We start from the raw sequence: 14910 nt of genomic DNA, 5'->3' as shown, positions 1-14910 counted from the left end.
AATTGAAAACTTTAAATTAACTACAATCATAAACAATTTAATATTATTAATTAAACGTTTAATAAGCAAAAAACCTTCGGATATAAAATCTGAAGGTTTAAATTATTATAAATGAAAGTTTTAATTGATGTTTAAATAGTCTTTAATTACTTTCAGGACTCCAAAATGATCATTAGATCCGGCTTCAAAACTTGCCGCTTTTTTTACCAGAGGATGCGCATTCTGCATCGCATAAGAATATTTTGAATTTTCAAGCATCTGAATATCATTCATATAATCTCCAAAAGCCATAGTCTGCTGTGGAGTAATATCCAAAGCTTTCTGCAGTTTTTCCAGTGCCATTCCTTTATTGATATTCTTGTTCATGATATCCAGCCAATACTGACCGGAAACCACTACCTCCAAATCATATTTTTCAAAATCTTTTAATACAGGATAAACGTTTAATTCCGAACCGCCGGAATGATACACCGCAACCTTAAAAATACTGTCGTCTATTTCCTGCGTAAGATCTTCCTTTCTTTCATTATCTGTATAAAACTGGGAAACATAATCTATAAAATCCTGATTCTCGGTTTCAAAATATGCTTTTTTCTTGCCGGACAAAACAGCTATTGCTCCGGGAATTGTTCTGATCTCCGCGATAATTTCCGTAATGTATTTTGGATCAAGTTTATCCGCAAAAAGCTCCTCGTTCTTATAAATGACATAACCCCCATTTTCTGCTATGAAAGCCATTTCATTTTCAATTTCTCCAAAATATTTAGTAATTCCCAACATCTGTCTTCCGCTCGCAGGAACAAATAAAATATTTCTTTTCTTCAGTTCTTCATATATTTTCGGAAATTCCGGACTTACTTCATGGGAAGAATTCAGGAACGTTCCGTCCATATCTGTCACAATCATTTTAATATCTTTCATAAAATATTTTATGGTAATTCTAATTTATTTTACAAAGATATTGCTATTGTTTTAATTCAGAAGATCTCAATTTTAATAAATAGTTAAGAGAAAATGATATTAATAAATTATGCCGAATAAAAACGATTATTTTAAAACAATTATCAAAACAAAACATTTACTTTTGAAAGATTCTAAATAAACAACATTTATTCTAATCAATGTGAAAAATATATAACTTTATAGACGAAAATTAGATAACCCAATTTACCTGATAAATAAAATTATCTAAGCATAAAAACTAAAACTTTAACCATAATTCAACGAGATGATTATCAACAAAATCCTCAACGTCGACGATTACTATTACGACGTGTTCATGGCGATTTCAGAATCCCTCACCGGATTTTCCGTGAACGAGCTCCAATCTACAGGCTTAGCCGAGATTTATTACAAGTACATTCTCAACCAGATTGAAACTGCCACTTTTATTGAATTTCTGAATATTTCTAAAAATGTTCTGGAAAATTCGGCAAGTCAGGATCAGCTGAAAATTGCAATTACTGCAGAAATTATTGCCAATCCCGCAACTCAAGAAATCGCCCAGAGTGTAATAACACTTTGGTACATGGGAACCTGGGAAGGCGCTTATGTAAACGACAGATCTTACAAAGAAGGTCTTGTATGGACGGTAATGCATGCGCATCCGCCGGGAGCAAAACAGCCGGGCTTTAAATCTTGGGAAACAAAACCTGTAAACAGCAACTCATGAATCAGACAGAAAAACCTCAGCAAAAGAAAGATGTAATCATCGTAGGAACAGGAATCGCCGGATCTTTGATTGCCAAACTTTTAACAGACCACGTTTTTGATGCCGATGCAAAAAAAATGATCCACCTTTCCGAAACGGACGACTCCAAAACGTATAAAGAACTATCGATTCTAATGTATGAAGCGGGGCTTGAAGCCGGAATAGAACTCGATTCTGCCACTTCAATGGTTACTTACAACGATTACATCCGTAAGTTTTACATAGAAGAAGCCAAAGTTCCGAATTCCCCCTATCCGAATCTGAAACAGGCTCCCTCTCCGAATGTTCTGGATATAGAACCGATTGTTCCGCCGTTTCCGGATAAAAAAGGTTATCTGGTACAGTTTGGTCCTATGCCTTTTGCAAGTGATGCCATTCGTGTAGGAGGCGGAACCACACTTCACTGGCTCGGAACTACCCCAAGAATGCTTCCGAACGATTTCAGACTGAAGGAACAATACGGCAGAGCGATGGACTGGCCGATTGATTACGAGACATTAAAGCCTTATTATGAAATGGCTGAATTTGAGATCGGTGTTTCCGGAAACGTTGCAGCGCAGGAATATCCTATTAAGGAAAGTATGGAAGAATATTATGGTAAAAATTATGTTTTTCCGATGGAAGAAATTCCGCAGAGTTATATGGATCATCAGATTATTAACGGATTGGCAGGAACTTCGGTTCAGCTTAACTTTGAAAAATATCCGATAATGCTTGTTCCGTCTCCGCAGGGAAGAAATTCTACCCCGAATATTGCTTACGGAACATCCAAAATAGTGAAAGCTGAAGCATCAGAATCGGGATATACTTTAACTTTAAAAAATATTGAAAGCGAAGAATACAAAGCTTTAGGAGCCGTATGGAATCCTTATATGGGAGAACGCTGTGAAGGAAATGCATCCTGCGTTCCGATCTGTCCGGTTCAGGCAAAATACAACGCTCTGAAAACGCTGAAAAAAGCCTTGTATAAAGTTAATAAAAACCAGAATCTTCAGAGAAATCATAATATTCAGGTTCAGGCACAAAGCGTGGTGTACAAACTGAGTGTAGATGTGGCAGATCAGGAAAAAATCTCTAAAGTTCACATCCGAAGATATATTTCAAGAGAGAAAACAGAGTTTGTAGAAGAGGTTATCGATACGAACGAAACAATCGTTATTCTTGCTGCCAATGCTTTTGAAAACCCGAAAATTCTTTTAAATTCAAAATACACTGTTTTCGAAAACGGACAAAATGTTGAAAAAACGGTTGCCAACAGAAGCGATCAGGTGGGAAGAAACCTGATGGATCATATGGTAATGCTTACTTGGGGATTATTTCCGGATCCTGTTTATTCTTACAGAGGTCCCGGTTCCACCACCAATATTTCGTCTTTCCGAGATGGAAATTTCAGAAGCGAATTTTCTGCCTGGATCTCTCCTCTTGACAACTGGGGATGGAGCTGGCCGGCTTTTTCTCCGGGATCAGACCTTTCAGAGTTTTTAAATGACGGGCTTTTCGGAGAAGAACTGAAAGACGCATTAACGCACAGACTTTCCAGACAGGTGCTTTTCCATTTTGAAATAGAGCAGCTTCCGAATCCTGATAACCGTGTAACTATTAACGACCAATATCTGGATGTATTGGGAATTCCGCGTCCTGTTATTAATTACGGACTTACAGAATACGAAATGAGAGCAATGGAACAGGCAAAATTAGCTTCAGACCAAATGTTTGCAAGACTGGGTATTGAAGATTTCACCAAATACAATGCGACAGACAATAATACTTTTGTATACAATAATGTAAGATATTCTTATAACGGAGCCGGACATATTGTAGGAACCCACAGAATGGGCGACAATCCGGACGATTCTGTCACAAACAGCTATTGCAAATCGTGGGATCATCCGAATCTATACATTGTAGGAGCCGGAAATATGACGACTTTGGGAACTTCCAACCCTACTCTTACCTTATCCGCATTCACCATCCGTTCCGTAGAATCTATTCTGAAAGATCTGGAAAACATATTAAAATAGAAAACATGAGACAAAGACTAATCAATAAAACAGAACCTCAGGAAAACAGCAGTCTTCTAAGAAGTTCTTCAGAAAAAAATACCATCGTAGACGAAGCCATTTCTTTGCAGTCGTTATTATTTGACAACACAAACAGTAAAGAAAACTGGATTGAAGGAATAAAATACCACAGTAAAAACGTAACCAATCTTTTGCTTAACAACCAGATTGATGCGTTTAACGAATATCTGAGATCGCAGTTTGACGGCGAAGTTCCGGAAATTAATCCGACCGCAGATTTTTCCGGAGAAAAGGCGTTTCAGGTAAAAAAAGGATTAGAGAATCTGGATTACCGTCCGATTTTACAGGATTTGCTTCAGACTGCGATTTTAATCGAGCATTCTACAATCCCTCCGTATTTAACGGCTTTATATTCTATTAAAGACGGAACGAATATCCTTCCTTCACAGATCATCCGAAGTGTAGCGGTTGAAGAAATGCTTCACATGATTATGGTTTGCAACGTCATGAACGCAGTAAGCATTCAGCCTTCGGTAAACAGACCGCAGAATTATCCTAATTACCCGATGAAACTGCCATTGAATGTGGATTTCTACGTAGGTCTGGAAACATTCTCATCCAACAGTATTGCCACATTTATTGCTATCGAAAGCCCAAGTAATCCTTTGGTAAAAGCACCGAAGTACGATTACGATGCACAACCGGAAGCAATGTTTTCAAAAAGTGCAGTTCAGGAGGATAATTTCTGGACTCTGGAAAACATGAAGGATTTTATCATGAAAAATGTTCATACGATTGGAGAATATTATGATGTGGTGTTCTTTTACATTGTGGTGTTCCAGATTATTGCCTATTATAAAGCAAACGGAAAACTACCGCAGACTTTTGAAGAATTAAATAAAGGCGGAATTTTTACTGGAGATCCCGCAAAACAGATCCGTCCTGAACAATACTACGGAAGCGGGGGAAAACTGTATCCTGTTGATGCATTAGAAGGTGTTATTCTTGTTTTTCAGGAAATTAAAGGACAAGGAGAAGGCGCGGATGATTCTATTTTCGATGTAGATCCTTCACAGTTTGAGGAAGGTGCGGAACTGGCTCATTATTTCAGATTTAAGGAAATTTTCCATGAACATTTTTATTTAGGGGGAGATTACAGACCGTTCACCGACGAAAACGGAATGATGCCTGTAACCACTCCACCGGTTGGAAAACCGCTTCCTGTTGACTGGAACGCAGCGTATCCGATGAAACCGAATCCTAAAATGTCAGATTACCAGTCGAATCCGCAGTTATTCGAACAGGGAAAACAATTTAATATTACGTATAAAAAGTTATTGGATGCAATTCAGGCTGCCGTAGAAGGACATTCTGAAGAACTGGCAAAATCCATCATGTATATGTATGCATTAAAAGAGCAGGCAATCGGATTGATGAGTCAGCCATTGACTTCCCAATACAATGCAGGACCAACTTTTGAGTATCCTTCTAACTAAAAAATAAAACTAAAGCCCGTTTTTTTTAATTAATGGGCTTTACAATAAAACTTTAACAACTAATTTACCATGAGCAATCAATTACCTCCAATTCCGAAAGGATTCGGACTTCCCTTCTATTACGCGACACTTTTTAATTTCGAAATTGCCTTTCTTGTTGACCGCGAAAAAGTTTTAAAATACCTTGAAAATACAGGACTTACCGCTTCGAATTTTGACGGAAAAGCCATTGTGAGTTTTAATTTTCAGAACTATACAGGACAGTTTCCCAACGGAGCAAGCACAACTCAGGAAATAGAATTGAATATTGTCTGTTATCCTGAATCTCAAAAAGATACGGTTGCTTTTGTTACTGCAGAAGAATATCTGAGAGGGGAAGAACAGACAAAATTAATGGGACATAAACGCGTTCATGTTCCCTGCGATGCAGATATGGCGATACAAGCCGGAATAGAACTGTTCGGAGAGCCGAAATTCAAAACAACTTTTACCATCAATATTCCTTCCCTTAACGTTACGGGACAAAATACATGGACAGTAACCTGCAACGATCCTGAAAACAGCGAAGAAACTATTTTCACTTGTAAAGCAGATGTCGCAGATCTTATTCCTGAAATGTCGGCTTTTTCGCCCATCACAGAATACGGACAGAATGAAGGAAAACTGATTGGCTGCCGTTGGAATATTCTACAGCCTACCAATTTATATTTCTTAAATGCCGAAGAAAGCAGCAAACGTGTAAGCATGGAATACGGAAACTCCGAACATCCGATGAAAAAAGATATGGAAATCCTTATCGGAAATACTCCAGCTTTCGCGGTAAGAACCAGCATGTCGGCTCCGGCAGCCATTCAGACAAGAGCATATTATATTTAATGAAATTAAAAACTTTAACCATAAAAACCCATTATTATGAATTTAGAAAGTAAAGTAAGAGGCTTAACTTTGGGAGCACAGGTTCTCCCGTTACACAAAGTTGCATCATCAGATTTGGGAGCTCTGGCTCCTCTTGTAGGTGTCTGGGAAAATGTACAGATTCCGGGAAGTGAGGCTTCTTCGGGTTGGAACACCATTTCCGTACCGGGACAGGATACGGGCTTTGTTTTTGAGGTCATTCCTTATACAGAAACACTAACTTTTAATCCTGTTGTCGTACAGGCAGGAAACAGAGGTCCCGTTGTAAAAGGACAACAGGTTGAACAGCTCATTTTCGGGTTATTGTACGAACAGCAGATCGTAAGTGCATGCGAAACAAGCTTTTGTAACGACAAAGGTTTTCCGAAAGGTTCTACCATACACGTAGAAACAGGTTTGTTTTTAAATATAGGACAGCCGAACGGAGGTTATACGATTGCAAGAATGTCTACTATTCCTCACGGAAATTCTTTATTAGCTTTAGGAAGTTCTTTCGATGCAGAAAATCCGGGAACTGGCTTTTTCGATCCTGCTTCGTCTATTCCTACGATGCTGAACGGAGGACCAATTACTCAACTGGGATATTCGGATCCCATCATTGGAAATCCTCAGTTTGCGGAATTTAATCAGGTAAATCCAAACGCTTTTCTTCAGTCTACTCTGGAAAGTCTGGTAGGTTCTACAGGAGGAGTAACCAACATGACGGTAATCGAGATGTCTACAAGCACTCCGGACGCGAATGGCGGAATTTTAAATATTCCTTTCATCCAGACGAATGTAAATGCAACCAAAATGGATGCGACTTTCTGGATCGAAGATATTACGGACAGCGATGGAAACGCAGATCAGATTCTTCAGTATTCGCAAACCATCAATCTTGTTTTTCCGGCAACAGGTTCTGCACAGCCTATTAACTGGCCTCACGTAACGGTTAATACGATGAGAAAAAGACCGGAAACAGAGATGCAGTTCAGAAGCATGGACGAAAATGAAGCTTTTGATCCTACGGCAGGACTTACTCCAAGCGAAATTTAAATTTTGTCATTCCATAAAAAAAAACCTCCGGAGAAATCCGGAGGTTTTATTTTACGGTGAAACAGCTTAAGAATTAAATGGTTAATCCATGGGTGTTTTTCACCTGAGCCATCACAAAAGTACTGTGCGTGCTTCCGATGGACGGAACGGCTCCGAGAATATTAAAAACAAAATTCTGGTATTGCTTCATATCTTTCACGTATACTTTAAGCAGAAAGTCAAAATCTCCGGAAATACTGTAACATTCTGCCACTTCTTCGATTTCCATAATTTCTCTTTCAAATTCTACCGCCAGATAACTGTCGTTGCTTTTTAGTTTTAACTGGCAATATACAGTGAATCCCAAATTAAGTTTTTCAGCATCCAAAACGGCGGCATATTTTTTTACATACCCTTCCTGTTCCAGTCGCTTTACCCGTTCAAAAACAGGAGAAGGAGAAAGATTAACTTCTTTTGCCAGTTCTTTTACGGTTAGTTTTGCATCACTTTGGAGTAATCTGAGTAACTGTAAATCTTTACTATCAAGATGTTCCATAGAATATTATTCTTTTAGAGGTTATTATTTCTCCAAATATAAAGAATTATATTCTACATAATGACAATTTTAAAGTTTATTTTACTTAATTATATGACATTGATTATTGTTTTATTCTTAATCTCTATTTTTACTAAAACTAAAACACCAAGAATGAAGATGCTGTTACAAAATATAATTACAAAGACATACAAGTAAAAGGGAATATTTTATAGCAAGATCACTCTAATTATGGGGTGGTCTTGTTTTGTAACCCTTACTTTTTACAGTTTAAATCAATAAATATACATTTATCTGATAATATTAAAAAAAATATTTCAATTAAAAATACACATTTTTAGTTTAAATAATCTTAGGGACTACAGTTGCACAGGTTGTGCAACTGTTTTTTTTGCTCTTTTAATAAATTTCAGGTATTGTATAGCCCTCCACTGTGGTATACGAAGATTATCAAAACCATTACGATACCTAAAAAAGACTAAAAATAAACCATTAAAAAGAATATTATTCTATGAATAATTAATTTTCATTAACATTAAAGAAATTTTCACTTTTTATAAATAAAATTAAAGATTAATTTACTTATTTATCTTAAAAATATCAAAAACATATCCATTATACATACATTTATGCGAAAATTATAATTTTATTTTCTATTGATTTTTAATCAGACATTAAAATCATCTTCGGAAACTGTACACAAAAATGAAATAAGGTTATCTCTGTAATGATTATTCACAGATTATATAAACTTTTAACGCATGAAACAAAGCTATTCTTTTTTGTTATTTACTATTTTATCTTCTTTCTCTAATCTTCTCTTTTCACAGACTTATCAACTTACAGGAAATCCGGTTAATACTACCGGATGGACAATGGTAGCTCCGACTTCTGTAAATACAGATTTCATCCAGTTAACTCAAGATATTAATCATCAATCAGGCTCTATCAGATTAAATCAACCTATTAACCTGAAATACTGCGATAAATGGAGGATAGAATTCGATTTCAGAATGGATTCTAATCAGAACTCAAACGGAGACGGTATTGCTTTCTGGTATCTTGCCAATCCTCCTAGTGCAAGTGTACTGGGTTCAGGTCTTGGTGTTTCATTGAACGCGATAGGATTTGTGGTAGGATTTGATACCTATAACAATACCACCACTGCGGTAATGAGCAAAGTTCACGTTGGTTACGGACAGATCGTCAACACAACAGACACCAACAATGTTGAGTTTTTCAATGTTCCGGGAAGCTCTTTTCATTCTCCGGATATGAATACCACGCTTCCGTTTCAGGGAACGGCTTACAAACACGTAGAAGTGACCGCACAGGTAGATCCGGCAGCTCCGGCAAACTGGATTGTGAAAATTACCATCAACGGAAACCTCATCTGTAACCAGTCTTTTGCTCCTTCCGGAACTGCTGCTGCAATGACAGTCGGATATTTTGGTTTTTCGGCTTCCACAGGAGGAAACAGATCCAGACATTCCATTAAAAATGTAAAGGTGTATGTAGACAAAATCCCTTTATTACAGGGAGCCATTACAAAAAATATATGTCCGGATGTTACCGGAATGGCAACCGTGGATTTAACTTCTTTAAATTCTCAGCTTACTACCAATCCGAATAACTATACTTTTGCCTATTATACAGGTGGCTCTCCTATCACCAATCCTACCAATTTTCAATACAGTGCAGATACCAATGTATCGGTGATAATTAAAGATCCTTCACAGGTTCTTTGCGATAACAACGATGCTACGATTACTTTAAAAGTTGCTCCTACCGTTACCACCAACGATGCATCTTTAAGAACCTGCTTTCTGGAAAACAATCCGGCAACAGGGTTATTCAATTTAACAACCGCTTCGGTAATCAGTACATCGGGTGTTGTTAAAAATTACTATCCGTCGTTAACCGACGCTGAAAATCAGACCAATGAAATTTCAGATCCTGTAAATTATATTGCGCCAAACGGAGTTGTATTCATCAGAGTAAGCAATTCTTTCGGCTGTTATGACATCGCAAAGGTTACTCTTGAAGTCATTCCGCCTGTATTTTCCAATGTTCTGGAAGATAAAATTATTTGCATGGAAGATAAAACAAACTTGGATGCAGGACCCGGATTTACAGGCTATTTATGGAGTACTGGAGCAACTACCCAGTCCATCAGTAATGTAGGCGTGGGAACATATTGGGTAAAACTTAAAACAGGACAGTGCGTGGCATTGCAGGAAGTAAAAGTATATGCATCGGAACAGCCCGTGATTTCCAGTATTGATATTAATAATAATAATGAAGTTACGGTTCATGCAATCGGCGGAACGATTCCTTATCAGTATTCATTAGACGGAATCAAATGGCAGGATTCTAACGAGTTTAAAAATATACCGAGAGGCGACATTAAAATTTTTGTAAAAGATGCTTATGACTGCGATCCTATTACTGTAAATATATTGGTTCCTAATCTCATCAACGTAATAACTCCCAACGGAGATGGTGTGAATGATTTTATTGATTATTCTGCACTCGCCGGAAAACAAAATCTTGTTTTCAATATTTTTGACAGATATGGTGCGCAGATTCATAAAGCCGACAAATCCAATAAATACAAATGGGACGGAACCGCAAACGGAAGAAAAATATCTACCGGAAACTACTGGTACTCCGTATCATGGAATGAAAATGATAAGAAAAATACTCCTGTAAAATATTCGGGATGGATTCTTGTAAAAAACCGTGACTAAACAATTTCAAACAAATAATACCTTATAATTTTTTAGCATGAATTTAAAATTACTTTCAAGAGCGATGTATACGGGAGCTGTCTTGGCAGCTTCTACAGCAGCAGCTCAAAATTTCCAGCCAATGCTTATTTCTTCGGGGCTTAATTCCGATGTTATTGCAAACGGAGTCGGATCTTCCGCAGTAACTACCTCAACCGATGTAGACGGCGTATCATTCGCTTTTGTATCGAGAGATTTTCAGCTGACCTCTTCCAGTACTCCCCTTACTTACGGTTTACCGAATGACGGCATCGTTAACAGTGTAGTTTCCACAACTCCGGGATTATCTTATAAATTAGCCAGTTACAGTGCAAACAATTCTCTGAAACTGGCTAACCAGAACGATTCCGGAACAATAACTTTTTCAACACCGACAGCAGCATTTAAATTATATATGCTCGCAACCAGCGGAAGCGGTGCTTCTACCGTTACGGTAACCGTTAATTTTACCGACAACACTTCCCAGACCTTTACGGGAGTTGCGGTTTCAGACTGGTATAACGGAACCGGATTCGCAATACAGGGATTCGGAAGAATCAACAGAACAAACGACACTCTGGAATCAGGGAGCGGAACCAATCCGAGATTGTACCAGACATTGCTGACGTTAGATGCAGCCAATCAGACAAAGCCCATCCAAAGCATTACAATTACCAAAACATCAACCGCACAGGGTTATACCAATATTTTTGCCTTTTCAGCAGATGCTTATTCCACTTGTGCGCCTCCTACATTGAATGCGGTAGGAACTCTTACGGCAAATTCCGCAGCAGTTTCATGGACACCTGCAACGGGAACGACGGCTACCACGTATGATATTTATTACAGCACAACCAATACACCTCCAGCTGCGGCAGCAACGCCTAATCTTCCGGGAGTTTCGGGAACCTCAACTACAATTCCGGGTTTAAATCCTAATACCACCTATTATTATTGGGTAAGAGCAAACTGCAGCGGTGCAACAAGTCAGAGCGCGTGGTCTTTTTCAGGTACATTCAAGACGTTATGCGGAGCCATGACTTCCATGTTTGAAGATTTTGAGTCTTATGCCACAGGAAATATCGTACCGGATTGCTGGGCAAGAATTATTGATACGAATGGAAGCCAGACAATCACCTCTACAACACCGGCTTCGGGCGTAAGAAATATTTACCAGTACAGCTCAACGACTCAAAATCCAACAACCGTTGTTCTTCCTCAGTTCAGCAATATCAATGCAGGAACACATTGGTTAAGATTAAAAGCAAGAGTAAGCACAGCGACAGGAACGCTGAATGTAGGATACGTTACGGATCCGGTAAACAGCTCAACATTTGTATTGTTACAGACTTTAAGCATCAGCAACACCAGCTACGGTTCAACAAGCGAATATTCAGTGATCGTTCCTTCTTCTGTTCCTTCCAACGCAAGACTAGCGATCAGAAATACAGCAGACGGAAAATCTTATTATTACGATGATGTCTACTGGGAACCTCTTCCGTCATGTTTTGCTCCTTCTGCATTAACTTCGTCTAATGTTTTGGCAAACAGTGCAGGAATTTCCTGGACGGCTCCGGCTTCTGCTCCGGCAGGAGGATATGAATATTATTATTCTACAAACACCACGGCACCAACTGCTGCAACCACAGCTTCAGGAAGCAGTACTGCAACTTCAACAACCATCAACGGACTTGCTCCGGCTACAACATACAACTTCTGGATAAGATCTGCATGCAGCAGTTCAGATAAAAGTACCTGGTGGGGACCTGTTTCGGTTACAACAGCATGCGCCACATTATCTGCGCCATTTACCCAGACTTTTGATAATGCAACTGTACCGAATTGCTGGACGAATACCAATCCGGGAAGTACAACCGCGAATCTTTTATGGAAATTTTCAGGAAGTGCCGATTATGGAGCCAACCTTGCCAATAACGGAAGAGCAGCAGGAACTTACGCTTGGGTAGACGCGAGTTCTCCGTACAGCGGAGCGGGAGTTAATACGGTACAACTGATTACTCCTTACATAAGTTTAGCAGGATTAACATCTCCTTATATTTCGTTTGAATGGTTTAAAAACCACTCTACCTCTACAAGTACTACAGTGAGTCCTTCAACCTATGATAACAACAAACTTACAGTAGAAGTAAATAGCGGAAGCGGATGGGTTTCTCTATGGAGCGATACCTCCAATTCCAACCAATGGAGACCTGTAGGAATTCCTTTGCCTTCATCTTACATCGGAACAACCATTCAGGTGAGATTTACGGTAGATAAAAATGTAAACGGCAACGGTTATTTTTATGATGATGTTTTACTGGACAATGTTGAGGTAAAACAGAACCCTGTTTTGGCTACAGGCGAAGTTTCAGGGGCTAAAAATACAGTTAAAGTATATCCGAATCCTTTCAAAGATACTGTGAGCATTTCAGATATTGAAAAAGTAAAATCCGTGAGCATCAGCGATGTTTCGGGAAGAATTATTAAAACTATTGAAAATCCTTCAAAAGAAATTAATGTAAGTACATTAAATTCAGGATTATACTTATTCATTATCCGATTGAAAGATGGTTCTCAGTATACCGTAAAAGCAATAAAAAATTAATTATTAATATTTACTTTCGCAGAGGTATGTAAAAATGCATCTGCTTCCAGAACCTTCGGAATTTCCGGAGGTTTTATTTTGGAAGTTCAGGCAGTGTTATTTTTTCCGTTTTGGAGGATAAAGTTCTTAAAAATGCTTCCAACTGTGAAATTTCTTCATCCGATAGTTCAAGCATTCTCACCATACCCGATTTTTGAGAATGCAAAGTAATTCCTTCATATATAGTAGATCTTTTCTGGGTATATTCAGGATTTCCCTTGCTGTAAAATTCAATAACTTCTTTTAAACTTGTCATAGAACCGTTGTGCAAATAAGGTGCAGTTTTGGAAACCTCTCTTAAACCCGGAACCCTGAATTTCCCTGCATCATCCGCAACCTTTGTCACTGCATACCTTCCAAGATCCTCTCCTTTTTCGCCAAGTAAAGAAGTTCCCACATTTTCAAAACGGTTATTTGAAAAATATCCCGAATTGTGGCAGTTGATACACTGCGCTTTTGTTCTGAAAAGATGAAGCCCCATCAATTCGTCATTGGTATATACTTCCGGCTTTCCGTCGATAAACGCATCAAACTTGCTTGGAGAACTTTTTATCGTTCTTTCAAACGTGGCAATGGCTTTGGAAATGCGGTCTTTGGTAACAGTTTTATCGCCAAAAGCTTTTTCGAATAAAATCTCATAGCCTTTTATTTTTGCAATTTTTCCTGCCGCAATATCAATATGTTCACTCATTTCTCTCTGATCCTGAATCGGCATCTGCGACTGTTCTTCCAGAGATTTTGCTCTTCCGTCCCAAAATAGAGATTTTGCAAAAGCAGCATTCAGAATGGTCATTGCATTTCGGGTTCCGAGCTGTCGGTCGTGCCCGAAAGAAACCGTTCTGCTGTCGCCCCATCCCAATTCCGGATCGTGACAGGAAGCACACGCAATCTGATTGGATTTTGAAAGTCTGGGATCGAAAAAAAGCGTTTTTCCCAAGAGTTCTTTTTCGGAAGAATAGGGATTATCTTTTGGAAATTCCACCTCCGGCAAATGTCCGATTTCCACAAAAGTCGGGGCAGATTCAGGATCAAGAACAGGTTTTGGCCATTGTGAAGAATCGCCCGAAGAATAAAGTTTTCTAAGATTATCCAAAAAAGCATTTTTCTGGTTGATTTCTTTCTGAACCTTACTGCTTAAGCAATTGTTCAAAACTGAAACCAAAAGAAATAAGATCAAAATCCAACTTAAACTATTCTTCACGATTATCCGGAGTTTTAGCAAAAATAGGATATTTAATTGTTTTTTAGAATACTTTAAATTCATCTACAAAACAAACTTGTTTACCTTAATAGAAATAATCATAGCAACGACGAAAAATATTCATTAAATACGGTATTGTCTTAAGGTACAAAGATTTGAGACTAATAAAAATCCTGCGCGTTTGCGTTTTCCAATAAGACTATTTTTATTTTAAAAAGTTTAAACAAACTCAACATTTAAAATTTTGTATTTGTTATTTTAAAATATATAATTGTTTATTTAGTTTTAGAAAAAGCAACTTTAAAGAGTTTTCCAGCATAAACTGCTTTTTAGAGTAACATTTTGTTTTCCTTTTGAATCTCGCTAAATAATGCCTTATTCTGGAATTATAGCTCTCAACTGTGAATGTTTCCGCTTTTGATTCGCAATGTTTCTCCTTAGGAATTAATTCTGAATAACTTTTCCAATAGTCACTGCAAAAACCATTAATTTCCCTGTCTTTTAAATTGTTCCAGAGCTTTTTGAAAGTGGAAGTATTTCTTTTCCCACAAACAAAATCGATGTAGCGCTTTCCAAATCTATCA

The 14910-nt window shown here is 38.0% G+C and carries 11 protein-coding genes; 7 read left to right on the top strand and 4 right to left on the bottom strand.

From position 1 onward, the window contains the following. Positions 1 to 120 precede the first annotated feature (120 nt). A complete protein-coding gene (locus H6W53_RS00055; protein WP_185204373.1) occupies positions 121 to 921 on the bottom strand; it encodes a Cof-type HAD-IIB family hydrolase in 801 nt (266 codons plus the stop codon). A gap of 307 nt (positions 922 to 1228) precedes the next feature. Between H6W53_RS00055 and H6W53_RS00050 the strand changes: the two genes are divergently transcribed. From H6W53_RS00050 to H6W53_RS00030, 5 genes are all read left to right on the top strand, one after another. Further along, complete coding sequence (locus H6W53_RS00050) at positions 1229 to 1672, top strand: hypothetical protein (RefSeq protein ID WP_087709799.1); 444 nt, start codon at positions 1229 to 1231, stop codon at positions 1670 to 1672. Then, complete coding sequence (locus H6W53_RS00045) at positions 1669 to 3732, top strand: GMC oxidoreductase (protein WP_185204372.1); 2064 nt, start codon at positions 1669 to 1671, stop codon at positions 3730 to 3732. The genes H6W53_RS00050 and H6W53_RS00045 overlap by 4 nt, the downstream gene beginning before the upstream one ends. Positions 3733 to 3737: 5 nt before the next feature. After that, on the top strand, positions 3738 to 5228 hold the full coding sequence (locus H6W53_RS00040) for a ferritin-like domain-containing protein (RefSeq protein WP_185204371.1): 1491 nt from the start codon (positions 3738 to 3740) through the stop codon (positions 5226 to 5228). 69 nt (positions 5229 to 5297) lie between these two features. After that, positions 5298 to 6104, top strand: coding sequence for a hypothetical protein (locus H6W53_RS00035; RefSeq protein WP_185204370.1), 807 nt, complete (start codon positions 5298 to 5300; stop codon positions 6102 to 6104). Between the two features lie 36 nt (positions 6105 to 6140). Then, positions 6141 to 7178 carry a heme-binding protein gene (locus H6W53_RS00030; protein ID WP_185204369.1) on the top strand — a complete coding sequence of 346 codons (1038 nt, stop codon included), beginning with the start codon at positions 6141 to 6143 and terminating at the stop codon, positions 7176 to 7178. 73 nt (positions 7179 to 7251) lie between these two features. On the opposite strand, the gene H6W53_RS00025 is transcribed toward H6W53_RS00030, so the two are convergent. Continuing rightward, positions 7252 to 7713: an Lrp/AsnC family transcriptional regulator gene (locus H6W53_RS00025; RefSeq protein ID WP_087709790.1), complete on the bottom strand. Its 462-nt coding sequence runs from the start codon at positions 7711 to 7713 to the stop codon at positions 7252 to 7254. A gap of 761 nt (positions 7714 to 8474) precedes the next feature. Here H6W53_RS00025 and H6W53_RS00020 point away from each other — a divergent pair. Continuing rightward, entirely contained in the window at positions 8475 to 10463 is a 1989-nt protein-coding gene (locus tag H6W53_RS00020) for a T9SS type B sorting domain-containing protein (RefSeq protein WP_185204368.1), read from the top strand. Between the two features lie 37 nt (positions 10464 to 10500). Next, on the top strand, positions 10501 to 13086 hold the full coding sequence (locus H6W53_RS00015) for a fibronectin type III domain-containing protein (protein ID WP_185204367.1): 2586 nt from the start codon (positions 10501 to 10503) through the stop codon (positions 13084 to 13086). Between the two features lie 73 nt (positions 13087 to 13159). Here the strand turns inward: H6W53_RS00015 and H6W53_RS00010 are convergent, their stop codons facing one another. After that, positions 13160 to 14326, bottom strand: coding sequence for a cytochrome-c peroxidase (locus H6W53_RS00010; protein WP_317169719.1), 1167 nt, complete (start codon positions 14324 to 14326; stop codon positions 13160 to 13162). A 253-nt stretch (positions 14327 to 14579) separates the two neighbouring features. Further along, positions 14580 to 14910, bottom strand: a 331-nt coding sequence (locus H6W53_RS00005; protein WP_185204365.1) for an IS1 family transposase, incomplete at its 5' end; no start/stop codon positions are given.

This window comes from Chryseobacterium sp. C3 (assembly GCF_014218905.1).
Classification (GTDB): domain Bacteria; phylum Bacteroidota; class Bacteroidia; order Flavobacteriales; family Weeksellaceae; genus Chryseobacterium; species Chryseobacterium mucoviscidosis.
Note: the sequence above shows the minus strand (reverse complement) of the source record. Positions and strands in the feature narration are given on the sequence as shown.

What these genes read in the sequence shown, in the direction of transcription:
- H6W53_RS00055 (WP_185204373.1), bottom strand. Translation starts at nt 921, where the DNA reads ATGAAAGATATTAAAATGATTGTGACAGATATGGACGGAACGTTCCTG.
- H6W53_RS00050 (WP_087709799.1), top strand. Translation starts at nt 1,229, where the DNA reads ATGATTATCAACAAAATCCTCAACGTCGACGATTACTATTACGACGTG.
- H6W53_RS00045 (WP_185204372.1), top strand. Translation starts at nt 1,669, where the DNA reads ATGAATCAGACAGAAAAACCTCAGCAAAAGAAAGATGTAATCATCGTA.
- H6W53_RS00040 (WP_185204371.1), top strand. Translation starts at nt 3,738, where the DNA reads ATGAGACAAAGACTAATCAATAAAACAGAACCTCAGGAAAACAGCAGT.
- H6W53_RS00035 (WP_185204370.1), top strand. Translation starts at nt 5,298, where the DNA reads ATGAGCAATCAATTACCTCCAATTCCGAAAGGATTCGGACTTCCCTTC.
- H6W53_RS00030 (WP_185204369.1), top strand. Translation starts at nt 6,141, where the DNA reads ATGAATTTAGAAAGTAAAGTAAGAGGCTTAACTTTGGGAGCACAGGTT.
- H6W53_RS00025 (WP_087709790.1), bottom strand. Translation starts at nt 7,713, where the DNA reads ATGGAACATCTTGATAGTAAAGATTTACAGTTACTCAGATTACTCCAA.
- H6W53_RS00020 (WP_185204368.1), top strand. Translation starts at nt 8,475, where the DNA reads ATGAAACAAAGCTATTCTTTTTTGTTATTTACTATTTTATCTTCTTTC.
- H6W53_RS00015 (WP_185204367.1), top strand. Translation starts at nt 10,501, where the DNA reads ATGAATTTAAAATTACTTTCAAGAGCGATGTATACGGGAGCTGTCTTG.